This window comes from Candidatus Marithrix sp. Canyon 246 (assembly GCF_001723685.1).
GTDB lineage: Bacteria > Pseudomonadota > Gammaproteobacteria > Beggiatoales > Beggiatoaceae > Marithrix.
On sequence record NZ_MCBX01000001.1, the window covers coordinates 206,112 to 231,195 of the forward strand.

At 33.3% G+C, this 25,084-nt stretch carries 24 protein-coding genes and 2 tRNA genes; 16 read left to right on the top strand and 10 right to left on the bottom strand.

Features of this window, described 5'->3' with window-relative positions; all coding sequences use genetic code 11:
• Window positions 1-359: 359 nt before the first annotated feature.
• Together BHU68_RS01015 and BHU68_RS01020 are read left to right on the top strand one after the other, a co-directional pair.
• Window positions 360-635: a hypothetical protein gene (locus BHU68_RS01015; protein WP_069469913.1), complete on the top strand. Its 276-nt coding sequence runs from the start codon at window positions 360-362 to the stop codon at window positions 633-635.
• Window positions 636-638: 3 nt separating this feature from the next.
• Window positions 639-896, top strand: a complete 258-nt coding sequence (locus BHU68_RS01020) for a type II toxin-antitoxin system RelE family toxin (RefSeq protein ID WP_069469912.1) — start codon at window positions 639-641, stop codon at window positions 894-896.
• Between the two features lie 344 nt (window positions 897-1,240).
• Here BHU68_RS01020 and BHU68_RS01025 read toward each other — a convergent pair whose 3' ends face one another.
• Window positions 1,241-1,441 (bottom strand): hypothetical protein, encoded by a 201-nt coding sequence (locus BHU68_RS01025; protein WP_069469911.1) that lies wholly within the window; start codon window positions 1,439-1,441, stop codon window positions 1,241-1,243.
• A gap of 451 nt (window positions 1,442-1,892) precedes the next feature.
• Window positions 1,893-5,027 (bottom strand): AAA family ATPase, encoded by a 3,135-nt coding sequence (locus BHU68_RS01030; RefSeq protein WP_069469910.1) that lies wholly within the window; start codon window positions 5,025-5,027, stop codon window positions 1,893-1,895.
• 89 nt (window positions 5,028-5,116) lie between these two features.
• On the opposite strand from BHU68_RS01030, the gene BHU68_RS01035 reads away from it, so the two are divergent.
• From BHU68_RS01035 to BHU68_RS01050, 5 genes are all read left to right on the top strand, one after another.
• Entirely contained in the window at window positions 5,117-5,977 is an 861-nt protein-coding gene (locus BHU68_RS01035) for a polyprenyl synthetase family protein (RefSeq protein WP_069469909.1), read from the top strand.
• A gap of 688 nt (window positions 5,978-6,665) precedes the next feature.
• Window positions 6,666-6,893: a TDP-N-acetylfucosamine:lipid II N-acetylfucosaminyltransferase gene (locus BHU68_RS18175; protein ID WP_083234102.1), complete on the top strand. Its 228-nt coding sequence runs from the start codon at window positions 6,666-6,668 to the stop codon at window positions 6,891-6,893.
• A 90-nt stretch (window positions 6,894-6,983) separates the two neighbouring features.
• The gene (locus tag BHU68_RS16810) at window positions 6,984-7,238 is read left to right on the top strand and encodes an acyltransferase (RefSeq protein WP_069469907.1); all 255 of its coding nucleotides are present in this window, start codon (window positions 6,984-6,986) and stop codon (window positions 7,236-7,238) included.
• A gap of 1 nt (window position 7,239) precedes the next feature.
• Window positions 7,240-7,320, top strand: a complete 81-nt coding sequence (locus BHU68_RS16815) for a hypothetical protein (RefSeq protein WP_253180995.1) — start codon at window positions 7,240-7,242, stop codon at window positions 7,318-7,320.
• Window position 7,321: 1 nt separating this feature from the next.
• Window positions 7,322-8,203 carry a glycosyltransferase family 2 protein gene (locus tag BHU68_RS01050; protein WP_083234105.1) on the top strand — a complete coding sequence of 294 codons (882 nt, stop codon included), beginning with the start codon at window positions 7,322-7,324 and terminating at the stop codon, window positions 8,201-8,203.
• Between the two features lie 333 nt (window positions 8,204-8,536).
• On the opposite strand, the gene nirD is transcribed toward BHU68_RS01050, so the two are convergent.
• From nirD to def, 8 genes are all read right to left on the bottom strand, one after another.
• The gene (gene nirD / locus BHU68_RS01055) at window positions 8,537-8,836 is read right to left on the bottom strand and encodes a nitrite reductase small subunit NirD (protein ID WP_069469906.1); all 300 of its coding nucleotides are present in this window, start codon (window positions 8,834-8,836) and stop codon (window positions 8,537-8,539) included.
• Entirely contained in the window at window positions 8,833-11,271 is a 2,439-nt protein-coding gene (gene nirB / locus BHU68_RS01060) for a nitrite reductase large subunit NirB (RefSeq protein ID WP_069470057.1), read from the bottom strand. The genes nirD and nirB overlap by 4 nt, the downstream gene beginning before the upstream one ends.
• Before the next feature lie 161 nt (window positions 11,272-11,432).
• Window positions 11,433-12,785: a sigma-54-dependent transcriptional regulator gene (locus BHU68_RS01065; protein WP_069469905.1), complete on the bottom strand. Its 1,353-nt coding sequence runs from the start codon at window positions 12,783-12,785 to the stop codon at window positions 11,433-11,435.
• A 17-nt stretch (window positions 12,786-12,802) separates the two neighbouring features.
• The gene (locus BHU68_RS01070) at window positions 12,803-14,917 is read right to left on the bottom strand and encodes a sensor histidine kinase (protein WP_069469904.1); all 2,115 of its coding nucleotides are present in this window, start codon (window positions 14,915-14,917) and stop codon (window positions 12,803-12,805) included.
• On the bottom strand, window positions 14,893-15,465 hold the full coding sequence (locus BHU68_RS01075) for a DUF4390 domain-containing protein (protein ID WP_069469903.1): 573 nt from the start codon (window positions 15,463-15,465) through the stop codon (window positions 14,893-14,895). Before BHU68_RS01075 ends, BHU68_RS01070 begins: the two co-directional genes overlap by 25 nt.
• Entirely contained in the window at window positions 15,440-16,696 is a 1,257-nt protein-coding gene (gene rsmB / locus BHU68_RS01080; protein ID WP_069469902.1) for a 16S rRNA (cytosine(967)-C(5))-methyltransferase RsmB, read from the bottom strand. The genes BHU68_RS01075 and rsmB overlap by 26 nt, the downstream gene beginning before the upstream one ends.
• Window positions 16,693-17,577 (bottom strand): methionyl-tRNA formyltransferase, encoded by an 885-nt coding sequence (gene fmt, locus BHU68_RS01085; protein ID WP_069469901.1) that lies wholly within the window; start codon window positions 17,575-17,577, stop codon window positions 16,693-16,695. Before fmt ends, rsmB begins: the two co-directional genes overlap by 4 nt.
• Window positions 17,577-18,080, bottom strand: a complete 504-nt coding sequence (def, locus tag BHU68_RS01090; protein ID WP_069469900.1) for a peptide deformylase — start codon at window positions 18,078-18,080, stop codon at window positions 17,577-17,579. The genes fmt and def overlap by 1 nt, the downstream gene beginning before the upstream one ends.
• A gap of 13 nt (window positions 18,081-18,093) precedes the next feature.
• Here def and BHU68_RS01095 point away from each other — a divergent pair, with 13 nt between their 5' ends.
• The 9 genes from BHU68_RS01095 to lon all read left to right on the top strand — a co-directional run bounded on the left by BHU68_RS01095 (window position 18,094) and on the right by lon (window position 25,046).
• Complete coding sequence (locus tag BHU68_RS01095) at window positions 18,094-18,723, top strand: protein-L-isoaspartate(D-aspartate) O-methyltransferase (protein ID WP_069469899.1); 630 nt, start codon at window positions 18,094-18,096, stop codon at window positions 18,721-18,723.
• A 2-nt stretch (window positions 18,724-18,725) separates the two neighbouring features.
• Complete coding sequence (gene coaD / locus BHU68_RS01100) at window positions 18,726-19,217, top strand: pantetheine-phosphate adenylyltransferase (protein ID WP_069469898.1); 492 nt, start codon at window positions 18,726-18,728, stop codon at window positions 19,215-19,217.
• 2 nt (window positions 19,218-19,219) lie between these two features.
• Window positions 19,220-19,468, top strand: a complete 249-nt coding sequence (locus tag BHU68_RS01105; RefSeq protein ID WP_069469897.1) for a YfhL family 4Fe-4S dicluster ferredoxin — start codon at window positions 19,220-19,222, stop codon at window positions 19,466-19,468.
• A 60-nt stretch (window positions 19,469-19,528) separates the two neighbouring features.
• Window positions 19,529-19,601, top strand: a tRNA-Lys gene (locus tag BHU68_RS01110).
• 39 nt (window positions 19,602-19,640) lie between these two features.
• Window positions 19,641-19,725 (top strand) — tRNA-Leu (locus tag BHU68_RS01115).
• 23 nt (window positions 19,726-19,748) lie between these two features.
• Entirely contained in the window at window positions 19,749-20,765 is a 1,017-nt protein-coding gene (locus BHU68_RS01120) for a trigger factor (RefSeq protein WP_069469896.1), read from the top strand.
• Window positions 20,762-21,412 carry an ATP-dependent Clp endopeptidase proteolytic subunit ClpP gene (gene clpP, locus BHU68_RS01125; RefSeq protein WP_216092564.1) on the top strand — a complete coding sequence of 217 codons (651 nt, stop codon included), beginning with the start codon at window positions 20,762-20,764 and terminating at the stop codon, window positions 21,410-21,412. The genes BHU68_RS01120 and clpP overlap by 4 nt, the downstream gene beginning before the upstream one ends.
• Window positions 21,405-22,646: an ATP-dependent Clp protease ATP-binding subunit ClpX gene (gene clpX, locus BHU68_RS01130; RefSeq protein ID WP_083234104.1), complete on the top strand. Its 1,242-nt coding sequence runs from the start codon at window positions 21,405-21,407 to the stop codon at window positions 22,644-22,646. Before clpP ends, clpX begins: the two co-directional genes overlap by 8 nt.
• A 3-nt stretch (window positions 22,647-22,649) precedes the next feature.
• Entirely contained in the window at window positions 22,650-25,046 is a 2,397-nt protein-coding gene (gene lon / locus BHU68_RS01135; protein WP_069469894.1) for an endopeptidase La, read from the top strand.
• Window positions 25,047-25,084: the final 38 nt, after the last annotated feature.

A 25,084-nucleotide genomic window follows, 5' to 3' on the forward strand; every position in this document is an offset into this window, starting at 1 on the left:
AACGAAAAAATAAAATTCATTCGCTCACTAAAAAGTTGGACGCAAGAACAAGTGGCTGATACATTAGGAATAAGTACTCATGCATGTAAATTTTTCTAGGTAACAACAATTTGCTGAGATAATGGAAATAGATTTGTTACAGTTACTGAGTTTCGATGAAAAAAATATATTTAATTTTAATGAATATAACTCTCAATCTCATATTGTTTTTCAAGTTAATTCTTCAATGCAACAATCAGAAAACAAACATGACACGAAGAAAGCAATAATGTTCTGGAATTATTGTAATAATCAGATTTGATTTATTTCTGATATAGATTTATAATACATTATATTATCATTTACAATGAGGTACAACTATGCTAAGCACTACTAAAACACCATCATCCGTTTTCAGAGTAGATGATCTTGAAACACAGCAGAGTTTAAAAACTGTACTTGAGCGAGCTAAGCAAGACAAACAACGTTTGACATTGGTCTATGAAAATACGCTATTTTTGACCGTCGTGCCAATTGATGATGTTGAACTAATCGAAAAACTGGAAGATTGTATTGATAATGCCAATGCAGATAAAGCTCTCAAAGAAGAAGGTTTCATTTCTGAAAAACAACTTGATCAAGAACTTGGATGGTGAGCTGTGGCTTATACAATTAAATATAAACCTGCCGCCTCACGCCAACTCGCCAAACTGAATAAAAATATTCAATCCCGACTTAAACCTAAAATAAAAGCTTTAGCTAATAATCCACGTCCACATGGTGCTATAAAGCTGCAAGCTTATGAAAATCGTTATCGTATTCGAGTGGGAGATTATCGCATTATCTACGAAATATGGGATAATATTTTAGTTGTGGTAGTAACTGAAATTGGTCATAGAAGTGGTATTTATGGATAGAATAAAACATCCAAATAAAGATATGAACTCCAAAATTGGGATTTGAGCGGTGGGTTAAAAAAAATTAAGACCTGACAGGTCTTATAGCTTGAGTATTTATTTATAACTATATTCTTTTATTTTATCATCATAAAATTCCACTTTACCTGCTCCATAAATCTCAACACCTACATAAACCCATTCCGCATGTGGTTGAACATATATATGAGGGGTATAATATCTCTTCCAACTTGTTGTTCCTTTTATTCTTTTGCCCCATTTGGTGTTTATATATTTCTTTTGTTTATTTTGTAAAAAAATAGGGTGTGACCGTAATTTGATGTTGATTTTTATTATGGGTGGGTTTAGCTAGTGTAACTCACTGTAGGGTGTATAAGCGAAGCGTCATACACCCTACTTTTGACTTTTCCATCCTTTTTTAGATAAGGAACTATAGACTTTATTCCACCATCATCTAAATCACCCCAATAATAATACTCTTTTTCTTTAGCATAAGACGTTGTACTTATAACAAACAATACAAATAACAAAAGTGTTTTCTTCATTTCAATTTTCCTATTGTGATAAAGTTGGTATTATAAATAATAATATTAGTATAATCCAGATACCAGAAGTACTAATTCACTAACTCAAAGTATATTTTTATTATGCGACCAAATAACACTATAAAAATAAACGAGAAAATAAAATTCATTCGCTCACTAAAAAGTTGGACGCAAGAACAAGTGGCAGATAAATTAGGAATAACTACTCATGCATGTAAATTTTTCTAGGTTGCAACAAATTGCTGAGGTAATGGAAATAGATTTGCTACAGTTACTGAGTTTAAATTATTTGCTTTACTTCATCAATGGAACAATCCGACAACAAACATGACACGAAGAAAGCAAATTTAATGAATGAGCAATTGCAAAAAGAAGTGGAATACTTGAAAGAAATTACAAATAACTTATTGCTTATTAAAAAATAGTACAACGGATTTACCAGCACTACCCCTCAATTTCTAGCAAAATACCAAAGTAAAGCCCATTCATGTGCATCTAACAAGGTACTATTTAGCATTCCTGTATTAAAATCGGTTAATACTCCGGTTTTTTTATCGTCAGCTAGGGCATAGCTACGGATAATAGGTAGTTGTTCTTGATCATTAGTATTGGTGAAGCTTACTTCAATTGGTATTGCATTTTTATTTGAAAGATGAAATAGGTGAATTCCTATTTCATTAGCTAGTAAGTTTTCTAATCCGGCTCCTTTTATATGCAATTGTGTGTCTATGCGTGTACTTTCTATTCCTAGATAAATCAATGTTTTTTCGTAAGCATTTAGAAGGTAGTTTAGTTCGGGTTCTCCGCTTCCATATATTCTTGATTGTAAAACTAATGTTAGTTGTTGCTGATTATTTATTTGTTGGCAGAAATATTCTGAAAAATTTAGTTTCATGATTAAATTTACCCAATTGCTGTTTAATTCTTGAATTAGTTTTGGGGCAATTACATAAATTTCTTCTAAATAATCATGAATATCTTGGTGAGCATATAAGTCAGCAGCATTTATAGTTTGATAATTAGTCCAATTATATTTAGTTGATGTAAAACGGATTTCTCTAAAATCACGCGCTGTTTCCATATTCCATAATAGTTCATCTAATTGTTCTTTCAGTTCAAATAGCGATTCTTGCAAGTTTAAAATAAAACGTATTTTTTCATTAGAACTACTTAAATCTATATCGTTTTCTGTTCTTAAAGCATATAGTTGTTGTCTTAAATCAATAACTAAATCTAGTTTTTCACTGACAATGTCTATTGATGGTATTTGTGGAATTGTAATCGGTTTCTGGCTTGAACTAGCAATTAATGCGGTTATTTTAGGTTCTAAACGTTCATGTCGCCAATCTATATCTAAAATAATTGGTTGTGTAGCTTGTAATTTTACTAATTGTTTAGCCGCTAAGGCGGTTAAGTCGCGTTCTATTCCTCGTTTTAATGCACGCCCACCTAATAAGGCATCAAATCCACGTATTGTTACTTGCTTTAATGCCGCTTCTGATATATTCAGTATGGTTGTTCGTCTTACAAAGCCGTCTCTTTGTAATAAGTCATTGAGTTGTATCTTAGTTATCGCAATTGCATCTTTTAAATTCAGGGATTTAAAGGCTACTAAGCGATCTATACGATTTAATAATTCTGGGCGAAAGAAGTCTTCAACAGCGGCGCGATAACTACTATTTTGTTGTGCTTTTTTATCTATAAATCCCAGATTACGACTAGCTTGTTCTGCTCCTAAGTTAGAAGTTAAAATAATAATTGTATTAGTAAAATCTGTAGTACGCCCTAAAGCGTCAGTCAATCGCCCCTCTCCTAAAACTTGCAATAATAAATCATGAATTTTAGGATGAGCTTTTTCAATTTCATCTAAAAGTAAAACACAAAATGGTTGATGACGTATTTGAGTAGTTAATAAACCTTCAGGTTTGCGCCAATCTCCAATTAAACGCCCAACATCAGCATCAGTCACAAATTCATTCATATCAAAACGAATTAGTTGCGATTCATCAGTAAATAAATAACGAGTTAGCACTTTTGCCGCTTGAGTTTTCCCTACTCCTGTTGGACCTATAAATAACAAAGTAGCCGTAGGCTTTTTAGGGTCTTGAAGTCCTGATTTTATTGTTTGTACTACATTTGCTAAACATTCAACTGCTTCTGTTTGCCCAATTAATTGAGTAGCAAGCTTGGCTAAATCTAATGTATTTTGGGTGTTTATATGACTAATTTCATTAACAGCGGCTTTAACTTCTGCAATACCGACTTCGCTATGACGAATTGCTAAGCGTTCCATAAAATTAACAATATTGCCCGGCTTGGCACTGGTTCGTAATAATGAGTTTGTTAAAGCAAAAATACGCGCAATAGCTGTATTATCAATTTTACAGTTATGTAATTGTTCTAAACGTGATCTTTCTAATAGGGCAACTGAAGCACTGTCAGTCATATTCAGTTCATTTAGACGGAAAACTTGACATAAATCAGCAAATCGACGATCTGTTTCCATGACAATATTCCATTCTTCTTGACTAGCTTCTGCAATAAATGTAAGGGCTTGTCTTTCTAAATATGGTTTGAGTACATCGCTAAGAGTTAATGAGTTTTGGGCAGATTTACCAATCCTAAATAAAGCGACAATATTATCAATAAATAAACGTGGGCGTTTTTCAGGTGATGGTTTAATCAGATATTCTAAAATTGATTCAAAGCGGCGTTGCCACATACCGACAATACTCATGCCTGCAATGATACGATTTGGATCAAGATGCCAAATTGTTGCTTTTGCTTGGTTTTTTTGTAGAGAACGATAAAAACATTCATGTAATAAACTGGTTCTGCCACAACCGGGTGAACCAATAATTACTACTGCTGTCATTTTTTCACTAAAAATTAAATTACTAAGTGTTTCTATTTCAGAATCACGCAATAAGGCGCGTTGTAATTTATTAGGATATTTTTCAAATAAATTGCTACCAACTCGTGCAATTTCACTGGCTCCAGAAAACTTTTGTTGTTGATTACTTAAAGAAGCAAACCAATTAATAAAAGTATTTTCAAAAGGAAATTTAGCGCGTTTAACATTTATTGATACGTTTAATGTGGTGATAAATTCTCCACCGATTGCATAATAATCATTAGGAGAAAAATTATCCTGCTTGCGCTTTAATTGCATTTCATCGCGAGTAATGTTTATAATTTGTTCAAACAAATCACCATGTTCTATGATGTTATCATGAATAATTGCAAACTTATTAAATGCAGGTAAGAATACAAATTGATGTTGTTTTAGAAAAAAACGAATAACTAGAAATTTGCCAAAAACCATATGTTGCCCAAGAGAAAAATATAGTTTTTGAAATTCTAATTTTAGTTTAGGATTAAAAGTAATCCATAATAAATCATCAATTGTCTCACGCTCTGTCTGAAAAGAACGAAAATAGCGGCGTATTTCTTTAGCAAGCAAATCCATGCCATCACGAAAACGTCTAGCACTAGAGAATGGATTATCTAAAAATAATGGTTTTAAATGATAACTATCTTTGGAGGGAGTTACAAGAACAGGAATTTCTAAATTTACTTTCGGCACTGCTTATTTATTAGCTAATGTAGTTATATAATGAAGTATAGCAAATGATTTTGCATTATGCTTATAACTATTAATTATAAGAGTATATTATGACCTTAGAATATTTAATGAAACACTATCAACAAAGAGTTGATAAACAATTAGATTTATGTTTACCATTTGCTAACATTAATCCTAGTCGTTTACATGAAGCGATGCGTTATTCAGTATTTAATGGTGGTAAAAGAATACGCCCATTATTAGTTTATTTAACTGGTAAAGCATTAGGTGTTGATGATATAGCTTTAGATGCGCCGAGCTGTGCGGTTGAATTAATTCATGCTTATTCATTAGTGCATGATGATTTGCCTGCAATGGATGATGATGATTTACGTCGCGGCAAACCTAGCTGTCACAAAGCTTTTGATGAGGCAACTGCTATTTTAGCAGGGGATGCTTTACAAAGTTTGGCTTTTGAGCTGTTAAGTCATAATTCAGAAATGATTAAAACACTAGCAGTTGCTATTGGATCACGTGGAATGGTAGGTGGTCAAGCTATTGATATAGCTGCGATTGGACAGTCTTTAAATATCGCTGAATTAGAAAATATGCACATTCATAAAACCGGTGCTTTAATTCGTGGCTGTGTAAAAATGGGTGCATTAGCTTCTGAAATGATTGATGAAAATTTATTAAATAAATTAGATCATTATGCTAAATGTATTGGTTTAGCTTTTCAAATTAAAGATGATATTTTAGATATAGAAGCCAATACTGAAACACTAGGAAAAACCCAAGGTGCTGATCTTGCTAATGATAAAGTAACTTATCCTTCTTTATTAGGATTAACTGGTGCTAAAGAAATGGCGACAGAATTAATTGCAGATGCTATAAATAGCCTTAATGATTTGGATCAGAAGGCTGATCCATTACGATGGATGGCTAGTTATATTTTAAATCGTAATTATTGATAAAAAGACCTGACAGGTTTTTAAAACCTGTCAGGTCTAAAACTTCAAAATTCAAAATTAAACCCAATACTTATTGAATGTATAGAATCTGTATGCTGACCAAATATCATATCAGTTCTATATGTTATTATCTGGTTCCCATCCTATATTTGAGCTTAGCCCTATTAGATTTTATGATTCTACACCATAATTAAAATATCCATATTTCCTGACATTACTTGCTGATAATAACATACGCCCAGCATAATGATATACACTGTTACCATCAAGAGAGCCATATCCAAAGTGTGGTCTAAATAATTTAGCTGATTTTTCTTCTGTATATTTCAGCGCGTTTTTGTAATTCTACTGGAAGTAATAGGAAAATGTATAAATCATGCGATACAACAAATTTTTGAACTCACGATAGGGCAACCGTGGTTAGTAAACGCATTAGGTAGAGAATTATGTTTTGATGATTATGCTATTGCTTGGAATAAAACTATGTGTATCAATTACCCGCATTAAATATTTTGGGTAAATCACAATTACATAACATAGATTACTCACATGATGTGGTTTTACTAACAAGTAAAAATCAGTTGTTATATTTAGCTAAAAAAATAATTTTACATGGGTTATGTGGGGAGGATATTTTTACTTTCCTGAAACTCAAAGTTGGATAAATTAAGAAAATATAAGGATATAGATATTTGTACCTTTATCTTACGGAGACCCAAAAGGAGTATACATAAAAGAGGTTATATCAACAGGTACGAAGATATTTGGAGACAAATTCATACCTATGACTGAATTCATGGATTTTGACAAGTATCTAAACTTTTTAGGGAGTATAAATATTACTATTTTTAATCATAATAGACAGCAAGCTATGGGAAATACAATCACACTTCTTGGATTTGGTAAAAAGGTTTAAATGTGAAAAAACATAACATAGAAAGAGTCAAAAGATATTTTTCAAAAGAAAATTATATGAAACAATTTCAAATGTTATTTGAGAGTTAAAATGGCATATTATACTGACAATGAGATAAATGATAATTCTAGAATTGATGATTTAATAGTAGGAGCTGGTTCTGTTATTATGCCCGGTGTTATTGTGGATGAAGGAACATCTATAGGGGCAATGTCTTTAGTTAGAAAAAAAACAGAACCTTGGAGTATTTATATAGGCAATCCAGCTAAAAAAATTAAAAAGTCATATTTGAATAAAAAATTAGTAATGGGAACTTTTAACAACATCCTGCACCCATGCCCTTGAAATGGCTGCAATATTGATTGATATACAGCCAAATGATGAAGTAATCATGCCTAGCTACACTTTTGTAAGATATTTTTATTAAAATGATTAAACCCAATGAAAAACATAATAATATTTCTCAAGGTCAATATATGCAAACATTAGTTTCAGTAATCACACCAGCCTATCATGCCCAAGCTTTTATTACTCGTGCGGTTCGCTCCATATTGTCACAAACGGAGACTAATTGGGAATTATTAATAATTAGTGATGATGGTTTTGATTATCAGAATTTTCTTAAACAGCGAGGGATAGATGATAAGCGCATTCGTTATTTTTATTCCCGTAGCATTGGCAGCGGTCCTAACGCGGCACGTAATGTCGCATTGGCGGAACTTAGATCTACCTTTATTGCGCCTTTAGATGCTGATGATTTATATTATCCATCGCGCTTAGAACGTTTATTGCCACTAGCAGAAAAATCAGGTTTAGCATTAGATAATGTACGAGTCATCAATGAAGCAGCCGGCGAATTAATTGGCTTAGCCTTTGATGAAAAGCCTATAATTAATTTTACTTATGAGGATTTTGTGAAATCTCAAGTGCCTTTAGTGTTTTTATTCCATACGCGGCTAATAGAGCAAGGCTGGGATGAGGATATTCTTTTGGGAGCAGATACGCTGTTTAATTTGCGGGCTTTAGAAAAAGCCCAATCTGCTTTATTTGTGTCTGAACCTCTTCATGAATACCGAGTACATAATCAATCCATTTGTCATTCAGCAGATGCTGGAACACGCGCCGATTCTGCCTATCAGCTATCCCTAAATAAGCTGGCAGAAAATGGTTTAGGTTTTACGAGTGCAGAATACCAATTGAAAGTTCAATCTATGTTAGAACAAAAACGTATTCTTAATCGTCGATATATGCAGGCTAAAGCAGCCAATTTGGTGGGTAGTTTTCAAGAATTTGTAGCTAAACTACTTTAAGTAATAAGTAGTAGTGATAACTAAAGTATTTTAATTTTAGTCTTAGGAAATTCAGAATAATCACTATCTAAAGTAGAAGCTAGTACAGGCATAGATGTAGATGCTACAGATGCCAAGAACTGGTTGGCTATTGATTGTAAGGGGACTGTGATTCAGTGAATTATCTCAGACCTGACAGGTCTAAAATGTAGGGTGGGTAGAGCGGATGCGAAACCCACCAAAGTAGCTAAAATGGTGGGTTTCGCTTCGCTGACTTCGTATCGCTGCCGCTCTACCCACCCTACAAAAACTACAAAAACTGTGATTTAGTGAATTCTCTCAGACCTGACAGGTCTAAATTTCCAAAACCAATTGCCCATCCGCATCAACATCAATCTTAAAATGCCCAGCACAGCCTTCATCTGGTGCTATTGCTTCTCCATCAGCTAAATTTATACGCCAATTATGTAGTGGGCAGGTTACTGTATGACCATGTACGATACCTTGTGATAAGGGTCCATTTTTGTGGGGGCATTTGTCTGCTAATGCGAATACTTTGTCATCTGCTGTTCTAAATATCGCAATATCGCCTTGTTTAGTTTTAACAACTCTTGCACCTAAGCGCGGTATGTCTTTTATATTTCCTATATTCATGATAGTTCCTTTAAAAATGTAAATTCATGTTGATCTACGCCTTCTGTAGCGCGTTGTTGCCAAGGGTCGATTTGTGCATGTGTTTGTGCTTCTAAAAAGCGTTGTGCCAGTATTTTACGATTTTCTTCATCTTCAACTATATGTTTTTGAACATGATTTAATCCTACTCGTTCTATCCAAGGCGCGGTACGTTCTAAATAATGCCCTTCTTCACGATACAATTGTAAGAAAGCGGAACAATATTCTAATACTTCTTGTTCTGTTTCTACTTTGCATAGTAAATCAGTAACACGTACTTTAATTCCACCATTACCGCCAACATGTAATTCCCATCCTGAATCTACTGCTACTACTCCAAAATCTTTGATTGTAGCTTCTGCACAATTACGCGGACAGCCTGATACTGCCAGTTTAAACTTGTGAGGTGTCCATGATCCCCATGTCAATTTCTCTAGTTTAATTCCCATTCCAGTAGAATCTTGAGTTCCAAAGCGGCACCAAGTGCTACCTACACATGTTTTTACGGTACGCATTGCTTTGCCATAAGCATGTCCTGATACTAATCCAGCTTTATTAAGTTCAGTCCAAATTGCCGGTAAGTCTTGTTTTTTTACTCCTAATAAATCCAGTCTTTGTCCACCAGTAAATTTGACTTCTGGTACATTAAATTTGTCTGCTGCATCAGCAATTGCACGTAATTCTTTAGGTGTGGTAACTCCGCCCCAAATTCGCGGAATCACTGAATATGTACCATCTTTTTGAATATTTGCATGGGCGCGTTCATTAATAAAACGGGATTGATAATTGTCTTTAAATTCTCCCGGAAATGCACAAAGTAAATAATAATTTAGTGCTGGGCGACAAACATGACAGCCATCTGGGTTTTTCCAATTGGTAAACTCCATTACTGCTTCAATGCTGGTTAAATGTTGTTCTCTGATAACGCGCTGTATATCATCATGGGAATGTTCAGTACAGCTACATAGAGGTTTAGTCTTGGGAGATTCTGAATAATCACTACCTAAAGTAGAGGCTAGTATTTGTTCGACTAATGCGGTACAAGAGCCACAAGAGCTTGAAGCCTTGGTATGAGAACGAATATCGTCTAAAGTAAATAGTTTTTTCTCAACAATAGCATTAACAATAGTACCCTTACAAATACCATTGCAACCACAAATTTCAGTGTCATCACTCATCAAAGCAACGGCTTGATTTGCACCATGCCCACTATCACCTAAATGTGCTTGCCCAAATAATAAACGATTTCGTTGCCCGCTAATATCAATATTATCGCGCATCATTTGAAAATACCATGCACCATCTATAGTTTCACCATATAAGACAGCACCTTTGATACGGTTATTTTCAATGACTAATTTCTTATACATCCCTTGACTTGGATCTTGAAAAATTAGTTCTTCAGTATTTTCATTACCATTAAAATTACCAGCAGAAAATAAGTCGATACCAGTAACTTTCAACTTAGTTGAAGTCACAGAACCCTGATAACGAGAATAACCTAATTGTGCAATGTGATTAGCACAAACCTTAGCCTGTTCAAACAATGGAGCTACTAAACCATAAACTTTGCTACGATGTTGTACACATTCACCAACGGCATAAATACGAGGATCATAAGTTTGTAATGTATCATTTACTACAATACCTCGTTCACAATATAAGCCGATTTGTTTGGCTAAGCTGATATTTGGGCGAATACCAACTGCCATTACAATTAAATCAGCGGCTATTTCACTGCCATCTTTAAAGCGTATCCCAGTAACTTTAGATTCCCCTAAAATTTCACTGGTTTGAGCTTCCATTAAAAATGTTAAACCGCGTTGCTCCAAAGAACTTTTTAATAAAGTGGCAGCGGCTTGATCTAATTGTTGTTCCATTAAACTATCTAATAAATGTACAACCGTAACTTGCATACCTTGCTTATGCAAACCATTAGCGGCTTCCAAACCTAACAAACCACCACCAATAACTACAGCATGTTTTCCTTGCTGAGCCGCTTCAAGCATAACATCTACATCTTGAATATCTCGAAAAGCGACAACACCGGGTAAAGTATGCCCCGGCACTGGAATTATGAAAGGATTAGAACCAGTGGCAAATAACAAGCGATCATAATTAATGCTAACACCTTGATCACTAACAACTTGCCGTTTACGTCGATCTATAGAAACAACGATCTGACCCTTGTGTAAAGTGATATTATTATCTTGATACCATTGTTCCTCATTAAGCATAATATCATCAATGGTTTTCTCACCAGCTAAGACTGGAGATAATAAAATTCGATTATAATTACCATAATTTTCAGCACCAAAAACGGTAATATCATACTTATCTGGTTCGATTTTTAATAATTCTTCTACGGTACGAATACCAGCCATGCCATTGCCAATACAGACTAATTTTTCTTTCATTACTTTCATTCCTAAAATAGTTTCTTTAATTATAGGCAAATACTACACCATTGATAAAATATATATATTTATCAATGTTATATGAATCTGAGTGATAGGTGGAATGTAATGAAAAAGACATATGATGGATTATTTTGTAATTAAGCAGACAATCACTACACTTATTTTTTAACAGATTTTTTAGGATCAATATCAAGCGAGCGTAATTTACGATATAAATGAGTACGTTCTAATCCTATCCGTGCTGCTACTTTACTTACATTACCCCCTAACTCTTGTAATTGATATTCTAAATAAGCTTTTTCAAATTGTTCCCTAGCCTCACGTAATGGTAATTCATAAATTGATAAATTACCGGTATTACTTTGACGATGTTTTAAAATCGGTTCAATTTCATTAACATCAATTATGTCATCATTAGCTAAGATTAATAATCTTTGCACCATATTTTTTAATTCACGTATATTACCCGGCCAAGAATAATTACTAAGTCTATTTTGTGCCGCTACAGTAAAACGACGATAAGGCAGATTGTCTTGATTTAAAAATAAATTTATATAGAATTCTAATAATTCTGGTATATCTTCACAATGTGAACGTAAAGGAGGAATCGGAAGAGGCAGAATATTTAAATAATAATATAGTTCTTTATTTAATTCTCCTATACTAACAGCTGTCTTTAAATCATGTGATGTAGCGGCAATCACACGAATATTAGCTTTAATCTGTTCTGTACCATTATTGCGTACAAATGATTTTTTTTCTAAAACCTTTAACAGACGAACTTGAATAGAATGATCTAGTTCTGCAATATCATTTATAAATAAAGTTCCTTCATCTGCCTGCTCAATACGCGCTAAAGTACTACTGCCATAATTGCCAAATAATTCAATACTTTGCTTGTCTGCACTTGCTGCTGTCACTCGCATCTGAACAAAAGGTCCAGAACTATTTTGACTATTTTGATGAATATAATTTGCAAATAAAGTGCGACCGCTACCTGATTCTCCACTCAGTAAGACATGTGTGTTATGTAAATTTATTTTTTCAACTTGCCTACGTAAAGCCGCCATTATGTCACTATGACCTAATGGTTCTATAACAGATTCAGTATTTTTACGTAATACAATATTTTCTTCTTGCAAAGAAGACATTCCTAATGCTCTATTGATAGTAATCAATAGTTTAGAAATAGATAAAGGTTTTTCGATAAAATCGTATGCACCTAAACGAGTCGCTTCAACAGCGGTTTCTACCGTACCATGCCCTGAAATCATAATAATTGGTATATTTCTCAGACCACCATCATACCACTCTTTTAATAGTGAAATACCATCAATATCTGGCATCCATATATCAAGTAAAATTAAGTCAGGCGGTGCTTCACGTCGTATTTCTCGCGCACTATTTCCATCCTCCGCAAGGCTTACAGTAAAACCTTCATCTTCTAAAATTTCTTTTATCAGATTACGAATATCTGGTTCATCATCAACTACTAAAATATGTCCATTCATCTAATTCAGTTATCACTTTAAATGGTTGGTAAACGGATAACAACACAAGCTCCTGATGTATTTTCTATCCAGACCGTTCCATTATGTTCTTCAATAATTTTTTTAACAATAGCTAACCCTAAGCCAGTTCCTTTCTGTTTTGTTGTTATATAAGGTTCAAAAATTTTATCTATTAATTTTTCACTAATGCCCGGACCCTGATCTTGAATACTTATTTCAATACATTTATAACCATTATTTGTTTGATAATTGGTTGAAATCGTAATTTCATTATTTATAGCTTTTGCTTCTAATCCGTTCTTAATTAAGTTATGTAATACTTGCCGCAAACGACCTCTATCTGCATCAATTTTTGGTAAATTATCATCAAATACTGTTTTAATTTTAATATTGCTATGATGGTATAATTCTAATACTTCTTTAATCAGCTGATTCAGATTTAATGCGGTTTTATTCATTTTTGGTGTTCTTGCATAATCTGAGAAAGCATTGACCATATCCTTCATTGTATCTACTTGTTGGATAATGGTATTAGTCATACGATCTAAAGTACCTGCATCTTTAGCTGGTAATTTATGTAAATATTTTTGTCTTAGACGTTCAGCCGATAATTGAATTGGGGTTAATGGATTCTTAATTTCATGGGCTAAACGACGTGCAACTTCACTCCATGCTGCTGTTTTCTGAGCTTGCACCATAGTTGTAATATCATCAAAGACTATTACATAACCTTCTGATTTTAACTGTAACATAGTACCAGAACATTTAAGTACTTGACGACCATTACCGCCAAAGAGATTTATTTCTTCACTCCAATCATTATCATTATCAAGTAAATGAGGTTCAATGATATTACATAGTTCTTGTAATGATGGATACTCAGATTTTAAATTTGTTATGCTGTTATTTGATAAACCATCTAAGCTTAAACCTAAAATTTTTGCTGCTGCTGAATTAGCAGTCTGTAATTGTTGTTTAGAATCAATAGAAATTACTCCTGAAGATAAACGTTCTAATACAGTCTCTAAATAAGCACGTTGATTATTCACTTCATCACGAGCTTGTGAAATCTTAGTAGTCATATCATTAAATGACTGTACCACCACATCAAGATCATAGAATGGATTTGATGGTAATTGTTTTTCATAATTACCATTAGCTACTGCTTTTGTTCCTTCTAATAACTGACTTAATGGTTTGACAAAATGACGAGCTACAAAAAATGCCATCCATGCCGCACTAAGAACACTTAACAATACTACTAAAGATAAAACTAGAGTTAAACTGTCTTTTACAGGGTTTGCTAAATATGCTTTTTCTCTAAATTCATGAATTGCTTCTTCTACACTTTGAGTTAATTCACTAATACGTGTTGGAATCGGAAATAATGCATGTAATAAACGCTGTTGATGATTATGAAAAAATTTAATAATGACACGAATATGTAATCCACTATTTTCTATAGGCTTTATACTAATATAACTATCTGATTGCTTTAATTGTAATAATACACTTTCACTAGGGCGATGTGGTAATAATTGTTCTATATAAACACTATTAGATGCAATAATCCGTCCATTAGGAGCTAATAAAATTAATTCAGCAGCACCACTATTTTTACGTAATTCATTTAATTGTAAACTAATCATCATATCATTTTCTAATGCAATCTTTTCAATAATAGTTTGTGTTTTTTTGAAAGATTCACGCATTCGTGCATCTAAATCAGCTCTACTTAAATCTAAAGCGTGATTCAGAGCTTTATTTATATGAATATCAGATAAATTATCTAAATTATTATGTAAAAACGTTAATGAAAAATAATAGACGATTAGTACTGGAATAGTGGATAAAATAGTTAAAGAACTAACTAAACGTAGTGTTAAATGTGCTCCTGCACGCTTTTGATGTACTTGATTAAGCAGGTTATGTAAATTTAACCCAATTAGTGTTAGCAAAGCTAATAATGCCATTATATTTATCAATAATAATATTGAATATAAATGTTCAAAACGTTCAGAATTATGTAATGCTTCAGTAATTATCCATAAGGAAGCTAATAAAATAATTAATGAAACAACTAGTAGGCTGATATTCAGCCATTTTTTTAATTTCGAGCTTGTAATGGACATAAATACCAATCACTATTCAAATGCCATGATGAAGATAAATAAGCTATTGGGCGTAAAACAATCGGTAAAGATTCAATATCTAAACTGACTTTTAAATACACCCAATAATTCGCCTTTGTATTTGTAATATGTTTATCTATTAATGGATAATTTTTTATTTTTCCTAAACGATTAAATACAGCAGATAAGCTTAAAAAAGTTTCTGTTATCCCTGTATTTAGGTATTTTAATATATATTGCCTACTCAAGGCTAAATATTTTATTTCGTATTTTAATTTTAACTTAGTTATCGTTTTATCCCATAAATAAGCTCTATCACGTTGAATAGTAATATTCAAAACTAATACCAATGAAATTCCATTATGTAATGCTTCCTTGGCTGTTTCTGTTAATTTATAATTAATATTTGCATTTAATAGATAAATATTATTTATTAAATTGCTTTTTGCATAATTGATAGAAAAATCAGCAACAGAACTATTTGAATATATTAATAAATATAAAACGATGATTAGTTTCCAATTAAAGTGTTTTAGATAGACATGCATAATAAAAACCGTCAAGCTGACTTTCACCGGGTAAAATTTGCCTTCCAATTGGCTGTTCATGACCCCAATTCACGGCTAATTTGCTATCTTCTGCATCAAGATGTGTATTTAAAAAATCTTGAATTTGCAAATAATTCTCTTCAGCAAAAATAGAACATGTTACGTAAAGTAATTTACCTCCATTTTTTAGTAAAGGCCATAAAGCTTCAAGTAAACGCTTTTGTTGAGCTGCTAATTTCATTATATCGTTTTTTTGACGTAAATATTTAATATCTGGATGGCGGCGAATAACACCACTGCCTGAACAAGGGGCATCCAATAAAATACGATCAAAAGCTTTTCCATCCCACCACGATTCTGGTTTAGCTGCATCTGCACAATGTATCTGAGCATTGTTAAATTGTAAACGCTGCAAACTTTCAGTTAAGAGTTTTACACGATTAGCTTGACTATCTAAGGCTATTAAGGTGTCAATTTCATACTTTTCTAATAAGTGTGCACTTTTGCCACCGGGTGCTGCACATGCGTCTAATACTCGCGCTCCATTAGGTACATCTAGTAATTCTGCCGCAAATTGTGCTGCACCATCTTGTACTGATACCCATCCTTGAGCAAAACCGGGTAAGCTTTGTACATCTACTGCTTTTGATAGTGTAATACCATACTCTGTATCTGTGATTATTTCAGCTTGTTGCAGATATTTCATATAAGCATCGCGCGACATAACACGACTATTCACACGTAAACTAAATGGTGGGTGAGTATTGTTAGCTTTAGCTATGTCTTGCCATTGAGTTGGCCAATCTTTTTTTAAATATTCCAATATCCATTCTGGATGTGCTAAATGATCAATATCAATTTGCTGACGCTGAAAATTACGTAATACTGCATTAACTAATGAAGTAGCCCAAGTCTTTTTTAACAATTTTGTTACTTCAACGGTGGCAGAAGTTGCAGCATGAGGCGGAATGCGTAGATAAATATGTTGATATAAACCTATTAATAATAGTACTTCTATATCTATATCTTTATTTCTAAATTTCTTTTTAACTAAAACCTTTAAAATCGCTTGCAAACGTGGCAACCAACGTAATACTCCATAACACAATTCTTGTGCTAAGGCTCGTTCACGACTATCAGTCAAACTAGATAAATCTAAACATTCAGATAATGAGCGTTTATTTTTAATGACTTGAGTTAAAATTTTAGTAGCAACACTACGTGCGTTCATTTTTTAATACCATTCAAAAAATCCGCTACACTCATAGGTTTTTTACCGGCTTTTTGAACTTTTAAGATACGTAAAACTCCTTTTGCTGTAACAATATCAATACCATCAGCTTGATCACTGGTTTCTGCTAATGCCTTAGCTTCCCAAATACGTAAAGTTTGATCAAAAATTTTTGCTTGAGCAATCGGATATGGATTAAAAGCTCGTACTTTACGTTCTAATAACATTGCATCTTGATTCCAATCTAATTCGGCTTCAGCTTTTTCTAATTTGTTAGCGTAAGTTGCTAAAGCCTCATCTTGTGGAGTTGCTGCTAAATTTTCAATTTCATCTATATGTGATGCTAACATTTGTCCACCTAATTCAGATAAACGATCATGAAGACTTTGCCCAGTGTCATCTGGTAAAATTTCACAGCTTTGTTTTTTTAAGATTGCCCCCACATCAAGACCAACATCCATATTCATCAATGTAATTCCGGTGGTAGTATCACCAGCAATTATGGCGCGTTGAATTGGAGCAGCACCACGCCAACGTGGTAATAAAGACGCATGGACATTTATACAGCCAAAACGGGGTATATCTAACACTGCTTTTGGCAATATAAGCCCATAAGCAGCGACAATGATCAAGTCAGGCTTTAATGCTTTGAGTTGCGCTTGTGCCTCAATATCTTTTAAACTAACTGGTTGATAAATATCAAGTCCATGTTCTAAAGCTAATAATTTAATTGGGCTGGCTTGTAACTTTCTTCCTCTGCCTGATTTTCGATCCGGTTGAGTATATACTCCACAGATACTATGTTTAGAATTTAACAGCGCAACTAAACTTGGCACTGCAAATTCTGGTGTACCAGCAAAAATAATACGTTTTTTATTCATTATAAAGATTTTTCTCTTTGTTTGCTCAACTTCTTAGCAATACGTTGGCGTTTTAAGGATGATAAATAATCGACAAATAATTTGCCGTTTAAATGATCCATTTCATGTTGAATACAAACAGCTAACAAACCATCAGCATTGAAGCTTATTGTTTCAGCTTTTTCATTTAGTGCTTGCACTGTAATATTTTCAGCGCGTTCAACTTTATCAAATATTGATGGTACTGATAAACATCCTTCTTCCGTAATTTGCAGACCGTCTTTATCAGAGATTTGAGGATTAATAAGACACAAAGGTTGATTTTTATCTTCTGAAATATCAATCACAATAATTTGTTGATGAATATTAACTTGAGTTGCAGCTAAGCCAATACCCGGTGCATCATACATAGTTTCAAACATATCAGCGACTATTTTACGGATATTATCATCAACTAATGTTACTGGTTTAGCAACAATGCGTAATTTTGAATCAGGAAAATGTAAGATTTTAAGTAAAGCCATAATATTATAAGATATGTTAAATCATTATCGTAAACGTTTAATTGAACAATTACTTGCTCAAGGAATTTCTAATTCTAATGTTTTAGAAGTAATGGGTGCAACAGAACGACATATGTTTGTCGATGAAGCTTTATCAAGCCACGCATATACTAATAATGCCTTACCTATTGGATATGGTCAAACAATATCTCAACCATATATTGTTGCACGTATGACTCAAGCTTTATTAAGTCAAACTAACATTTCTAAAGTATTAGAAATAGGTACAGGATGTGGTTATCAAACAGCAATCTTAGCTCAATTAGTAAAAAAAGTTTATACTGTAGAACGAATAAAACCCTTATTAGATAAAGCACAAAAACGATTAGAAATTTTAGGCTTAAATAATATCGTTTTTAGTCATAATGATGGATATTTGGGTTGGAATAAATATAAATCCTATCAAGGTATAATTGTTACAGCGGCACCTACTGAAATACCAGAAGCTCTATTAAATCAGTTGTCTATAGGAGGATGTTTAATTATTCCAATAGGTTATAAAGGCAAACAATCATTATTAAAAATAATTCGTAACCATAATACTTATGAGCAATATGTTTTAGATCAAGTAAGTTTTGTGCCATTACAAAAAGGCTTAATTTAAATATGACAATCACAGCTATTTACCCCGGTACTTTTGACCCTATAACTAATGGACATTCAGATATTGTAAAACGTGCTACAAAATTATTTAAACATGTTATAGTAGCAGTAGCAGCTAACTCTTCTAAAAAACCTATATTTTCTGTAGAAAATAGAGTAGAATTTGCAGAAATTGTACTTGCTGATATAAAAAATGTTAGTATATGCTCTTTTGATGGATTATTAGTTAATTTTGCTTTAGAATCTAATGCGCAAGTTATTCTACGTGGTTTAAGGGCTGTATCAGATTTTGAATATGAATTTCAGTTGGCTGGAATGAATCGCACCTTGAATCCAAAAATTGAGACCCTATTTCTCACACCTGCTACTCAATATAGTTATATTTCTTCTTCATTAGTACGAGAAATTGCAATATTAGGTGGTCAAGTTGATGACTTTGTTCATCCTTATGTAAAAAAGGCAATAGAAAATACCTTAATTCGGAAAAGGAATTAGTAATGGCACTGTATATTACAGACGAATGTATTAATTGCGATGTATGTGAACCAGAATGTCCTAATGGCGCGATTAGTCAAGGCGATGAAATTTATGTGATTGACCTTGCACTTTGTACGGAATGTGTTGGACATTATGAAACATCACAATGTGTAGATGTTTGTCCAGTTGATTGCATTCCTAAAGATCCGAATAATGTTGAAACAGAAGAAGAATTATTAACAAAATACAATAAGTTAACGGCAGAGTAACAAAAAAAAGTAAAAAAATGCTTGCCGTATAGCATATATATTTAGTAGAATATATCAAATGGGCCGTTAGCTCAGTTGGTAGAGCGGCTGACTCTTAATCAGCATGTCATAGGTTCAATCCCTATACGGCCCATATATTCTAATCTAAATAGCTCGCCTTGAATATCTTTTAGCGAAAGTGGCGGAATTGGTAGACGCGCTGGTTTTAGGTACCAGTAGGGCAACCTGTGAGAGTTCGAGTCTCTCCTTTCGCACCAATTCATTTTATGAGGTTTAAGACATGCAAGTGTCTGTAGAAACAACTGGTACAGTTGAACGTCGTCTGACGATTGGAGTACCAAAAGAACATATCAAACCAAAAATTCAAAATCGTCTTCAATCTTTAGCAAATCAAACCAAATTTAATGGTTTTAGACCGGGTAAAGTCCCCATGCGCGTTGTGGAACAACGTTATGGTGAAAAAGTGCGTGAAGAAATTTTCAGTGAGGTATTGCAATCTAGTTTTTCTGAAGCAATCACACAAGAAAAGTTATACCCAGTAGGCGATCCTAATTTTGACTTTCAAAGCGATATTAAAAAAATTGAAGATGGCTTATCTTATGTAGCTGTTTTTGAAATTTATCCCGATATTCCTCCATTAAAAGTTGATAGCTTTGCTATCGAAAAACAAGTAACAGAAATTACTGAAGCTGATGTTGATTCGATGTTAGATCGATTACGTGAACAGCGTAAAACCAGTGAAGATGAATTACCAGAAATGGATGCGGATTTTATCAAGTCATTTGGTGTAGAGGATGGTACGGTTGAAACATTGCGTATTGAAGCACGTAAAAATATGGAGTCTGAATTAAAATATGCAGTTGATGCAGAAGTTAAAAATCAGTTATTAGATGCTTTATTAGAAACTAATCCTATTGATGTGCCTAATGTTTTAGTTCAGCAAGAAGCTAAGTATTTATTAGAAGGCAAGTTAAAAAATACGCCTGATTTAGAAGTTACTGCTGATATGTTTAAGGATGAAGCTACTAAAAAGGTTAAAATAGGATTTTTAGTACGGGAACTTATTAAAGAATATAAACTTGAAGCCCCATCTGATAAAGTTCAGAAAATTATTAATAATTTAGCTGTGGCTTATAATATGCCTGAAGAAACAGTAAAGCAATATTATTCAGATAAACAACGCTTGCAAGAAATAGAATCCTTAGTATTAGAAGATGAAGTGGTGGCATTCTTGTTAGATAAATCTAATGTCACTGAAAAAACCAGTGAATTTTATAAAATTATAGATAACAAATGAGTGAAATGTCACAATCGAATATTGTAGCAGCTGGTGGTTTAGTACCAATGGTTGTCGAGCAATCAGCACGTGGTGAAAGAGCTTATGATATTTATTCAAGACTTTTAAAAGAACGTGTAATTTTCTTAGTGGGTCAGGTTGAAGATTATATGGCTAATTTAGTAGTGGCTCAACTACTATTTTTAGAATCTGAAAATCCTGAAAAAGATATACATTTATATATTAATTCACCGGGTGGATCAGTAAGTGCTGGTTTAGCTATTTACGATACTATGCAGTTTATTAAACCTGAAGTCAGTACTTTATGTATTGGTCAAGCTGCAAGTATGGGGGCTTTATTATTAACCGGTGGGGCAAAAGGAAAACGTTATTGTTTGCCTCATTCACGTATGATGATTCATCAACCTTTAGGTGGATTTCAGGGTCAAGCTACTGATATTGATATTCATGCACGTGAGATTTTAAATGTGCGTACACGTTTAAATACAATATTAGCTAACCATACCGGACAAGACGTTCAAAGCATTGAAAAAGATACTGAAAGGGATAATTTTATGGGTGCTGATACCTCTGTAGAATATGGTCTTATAGATGCAGTGTTGTCAAGTAGAGAAGCTTTACAAAATCAGGAAGTTAATGATGTCTGATCAGATCATGATTTGTTCTTTTTGTGGTAAGAATAAAGATGAAGTACAAAAGCTTATAGCTGGACCATCGGTTTTTATTTGTAATGAGTGTATTGGTTTATGTAATAACATTATAGAAGAAAAGAAGCCAGCAACAGAAGAAACAAGTCATAGCAATCATTTAGCTACTCCACAAGAAATCCATCAACATTTAAATGAATATGTAATTGGGCAGGATTATGCAAAAAAAATCCTATCAGTAGCAGTTTATAATCATTATAAACGTTTAGAAAATAAAGATAATACTGAAATAGAAATTTCTAAGAGTAATGTTTTACTTCTTGGACCAACTGGTTCTGGTAAAACTTTATTAGCTGAAACTTTAGCGAAATTTTTAAATGTGCCATTTGTAATGGCAGATGCAACTACTTTGACTGAAGCTGGTTATGTTGGTGAAGATGTTGAGCATATCATACAAAAACTATTGCAAAAATGTGATAATGATGTCGAAAAGGCTCAAACGGCTATCATTTATATAGATGAAATTGATAAGATTACCCGTAAATCAGAAAGTGCATCAATTACTAGGGATGTTTCAGGTGAGGGTGTACAACAAGCTTTATTAAAACTGATTGAAGGAACCGTTGCATCAGTTCCACCACAGGGTAGTAGTAGAAAACATCCAAAAAAAGAATTTATATCTGTTGATACAACTAATATTTTATTTATTTGTGGTGGTGCTTTTGCTGGTATAGAAAAACTTGTTAAAGCACGTTCTGATAAAACTGGTATTGGATTTGCCGCTGAAGTTGCATCTAAAGAAGATACACGCAGTTTAAATCAATTACTTAATTCTTTAGAGCCAGAAGATTTAATTAAATATGGATTAATACCTGAGCTAGTAGGTCGATTACCAGTTTCAGTGACGCTTGAAGAATTGAATGAGGAACAACTAGTACAAATTTTGACCGAGCCTAAGAATGCTTTAAGCAAACAATATAAGCATTTATTTGAGATGGAAAATGTAGAACTAGAGTTTCTAGCTGAAGCATTTAAAGCCACAGCTCGTAAAGCAAAAGATAGGAATACTGGTGCCCGGGGCTTGCGTTCAATTTTAGAACATGCTTTATTAGATATAATGTATGATCTACCATCTATGGACAATGTCAATAAAGTAGTTGTTGATAAGGGTGTAATTGAAGGGCTAACTCAACCGTTAATTGTATATGATAATGTGAAACAACAGGCTTCTTAATCAATGATTATTCTACCAGTTCTCCCTTTAAGGGATCTAGTTGTTTATCCATATATGGTAGTGCCATTATTTGTTGGACGAGAAAAGTCTATTGAGACTTTGGAAAAGGCACTAGCAGAGAATACACAAATACTTTTAGTCACACAAAAAACTGCCACTGAAAATGATCCAACAAGTAAGGATATTTATGATGTCGGCACTATTGCTAGTATTTTACAATTATTAAAATTACCAGATGGTACAATCAAATTGTTGGTTGAAGGTAAAGAGCGTGCTAAAATTAATAATTTTATTATTAATGATAATGAATTTAAAGCAGAGGTAAATTCATTATCAACTATTAATAAGATTGATGAGACAGAAGTTGAAGTTTTATCTCGCTCTATTATATCACAATTTGAAGAATATATCAAGTATAATCAAAAAGTAGCTAAAGAGTTATTAACTTCTTTATTAAATATTGATGATCCCAGTAGATTAGCAGATACTATTGCCGCTCATCTTACAATAAAAATTGATGCTAAACAAAAAATTCTTGAAATTGTGGAATTAGCGGAACGTTTAGAATATATAATTAATGTAATTGATTTAGAAATTGATTTACTTCAAGTTGAAAAGCGTGTTCATAAACGAGTTAAAAGCCAGATGGATAAAAGTCAGAGGGATTATTATCTCCATGAACAAATCAAGGCGATTAAACTTGAATTAGGCGAAGTTGATGAAGAAGAAGATACGCCCAATGAAATTGATGAGCTGAGTCAAAAAATTGAAGCTGCTGGTATGTCAAAGCAAGCTAAAGATAAGGCTTTAGCAGAATTGAAAAAGCTGAAAATGATGTCGCCTATGTCATCAGAGGCGACAGTGGTGCGTAATTATCTTGATGTATTATTAGAAGTTCCGTGGAAAAAACGTTCCAGAATTAGTCGTGATCTTGCTAAGGCTGAAAATATTTTAGATTCTGATCATTATGGTTTAGAAAAAGTTAAGGAACGTATTCTTGAATACTTAGCTGTGCAACAGCGAGTAAAAAAAATGAAGGGTCCGATTTTATGTTTAGTTGGACCACCGGGAGTAGGTAAAACCTCCTTGGGTAAATCTATTGCTAATGCGACTAATCGTAAATTTGTGCGTATGTCTTTAGGTGGAGTACGTGATGAAGCTGAAATTCGTGGACATCGTCGTACTTATATAGGTTCAATGCCCGGTAAAATCATTAGAAATTTGTCTAAAGTGGCAGTACGTAATCCATTATTTTTATTAGATGAAATTGATAAAATGTCGATGGATGGTCGTGGAGATCCTGCATCTGCTTTATTAGAAGTTCTTGATCCTGAACAAAATAATACTTTTAATGATCATTATATGGATGTAGATTATGATCTATCTGATGTAATGTTCGTGGCAACTGCAAATAGTTTAAATATTCCAGCTCCTCTGTTAGATAGAATGGAAGTGATTCATTTATCAGGATATACGGAAGATGAAAAACTTAATATTAGTAAGACTTATTTGTTAGAAAAACAATTAAAAAATAATGGTCTTAAACAGTCAGAACTATCAATTAGTGATGCTGCTATTCGTGATATAATTCGTTTTTATACCCGTGAAGCTGGTGTGCGTAATTTAGAACGTGAACTTGCAAAAATTAGTCGTAAGGTTATTAGGGAAATTTTGCAGGCAAGTAAAAAAGTTGCGGTTAGTGCAAAAAATCTAAATAAATATTTGGGTGTTCAACGTTTTCGTTATGGGCGTGCTAAAGAAACGGATCATATTGGTCAAGTTACTGGATTAGCATGGACTGAAGTAGGTGGTGATTTACTTACAATTGAAGCTGCTATGATGCTGGGTAAGGGTAAATTATCATATACTGGGCAGTTGGGTGATGTAATGCAAGAATCTATTCAGGCGGCTATGAGTGTGGTTCGTGGGCGTTCACAGAGCTTGGGCATAGAAACAGATTTTTATCAAAAGTATGATTTGCACATTCATGTACCAGAAGGGGCAACACCTAAAGATGGTCCTAGTGCTGGTATTAGTATGTGTACAGCGATAGTTTCGGTATTGACAAATATTCCAGTGCGTTCAGATGTGGCAATGACTGGTGAGATTACTTTGCGTGGAGAAGTTTTACCAATTGGCGGCTTAAAAGAAAAATTATTAGCGGCTTTAAGAGGCGGTATTAGTTTGGTTTTAATTCCCTACGAAAATCAGCGTGATTTGGCAGAAATTCCAGATAAGATAAAGAAAAACATTAAGATACATCCAGTAAGATGGATTGAAGAAGTGCTGGAAATTGCTTTGCAACGTATGCCAATCCCACAAAAAGAAGATATGATTTTTGATTCAAATGTAAAAAATGCTATTGGCATTGAAGAAAATCACCGCATACAAACACATTAACGTGTTATAATAAGCTTGTATCTTCATTCTTTGGGTAG

Bases quoted from the DNA above. Each gene is read 5' to 3' on its own strand.
- BHU68_RS01015 (WP_069469913.1), top strand. From the start codon at position 360: ATGCTAAGCACTACTAAAACACCATCATCCGTTTTCAGAGTAGATGAT.
- BHU68_RS01025 (WP_069469911.1), bottom strand. From the start codon at position 1,441: ATGAAGAAAACACTTTTGTTATTTGTATTGTTTGTTATAAGTACAACG.
- BHU68_RS01035 (WP_069469909.1), top strand. From the start codon at position 5,117: ATGACCTTAGAATATTTAATGAAACACTATCAACAAAGAGTTGATAAA.
- BHU68_RS16810 (WP_069469907.1), top strand. From the start codon at position 6,984: ATGGCATATTATACTGACAATGAGATAAATGATAATTCTAGAATTGAT.
- BHU68_RS16815 (WP_253180995.1), top strand. From the start codon at position 7,240: ATGGCTGCAATATTGATTGATATACAGCCAAATGATGAAGTAATCATG.
- BHU68_RS01050 (WP_083234105.1), top strand. From the start codon at position 7,322: ATGATTAAACCCAATGAAAAACATAATAATATTTCTCAAGGTCAATAT.
- nirD (WP_069469906.1), bottom strand. From the start codon at position 8,836: ATGAATATAGGAAATATAAAAGACATACCGCGCTTAGGTGCAAGAGTT.
- nirB (WP_069470057.1), bottom strand. From the start codon at position 11,271: ATGAAAGAAAAATTAGTCTGTATTGGCAATGGCATGGCTGGTATTCGT.
- BHU68_RS01065 (WP_069469905.1), bottom strand. From the start codon at position 12,785: ATGAATGGACATATTTTAGTAGTTGATGATGAACCAGATATTCGTAAT.
- BHU68_RS01070 (WP_069469904.1), bottom strand. From the start codon at position 14,917: ATGTCCATTACAAGCTCGAAATTAAAAAAATGGCTGAATATCAGCCTA.
- BHU68_RS01075 (WP_069469903.1), bottom strand. From the start codon at position 15,465: ATGCATGTCTATCTAAAACACTTTAATTGGAAACTAATCATCGTTTTA.
- rsmB (WP_069469902.1), bottom strand. From the start codon at position 16,696: ATGAACGCACGTAGTGTTGCTACTAAAATTTTAACTCAAGTCATTAAA.
- fmt (WP_069469901.1), bottom strand. From the start codon at position 17,577: ATGAATAAAAAACGTATTATTTTTGCTGGTACACCAGAATTTGCAGTG.
- def (WP_069469900.1), bottom strand. From the start codon at position 18,080: ATGGCTTTACTTAAAATCTTACATTTTCCTGATTCAAAATTACGCATT.
- BHU68_RS01095 (WP_069469899.1), top strand. From the start codon at position 18,094: ATGTTAAATCATTATCGTAAACGTTTAATTGAACAATTACTTGCTCAA.
- coaD (WP_069469898.1), top strand. From the start codon at position 18,726: ATGACAATCACAGCTATTTACCCCGGTACTTTTGACCCTATAACTAAT.
- BHU68_RS01105 (WP_069469897.1), top strand. From the start codon at position 19,220: ATGGCACTGTATATTACAGACGAATGTATTAATTGCGATGTATGTGAA.
- BHU68_RS01120 (WP_069469896.1), top strand. From the start codon at position 19,749: ATGCAAGTGTCTGTAGAAACAACTGGTACAGTTGAACGTCGTCTGACG.
- clpP (WP_216092564.1), top strand. From the start codon at position 20,762: ATGAGTGAAATGTCACAATCGAATATTGTAGCAGCTGGTGGTTTAGTA.
- clpX (WP_083234104.1), top strand. From the start codon at position 21,405: ATGTCTGATCAGATCATGATTTGTTCTTTTTGTGGTAAGAATAAAGAT.
- lon (WP_069469894.1), top strand. From the start codon at position 22,650: ATGATTATTCTACCAGTTCTCCCTTTAAGGGATCTAGTTGTTTATCCA.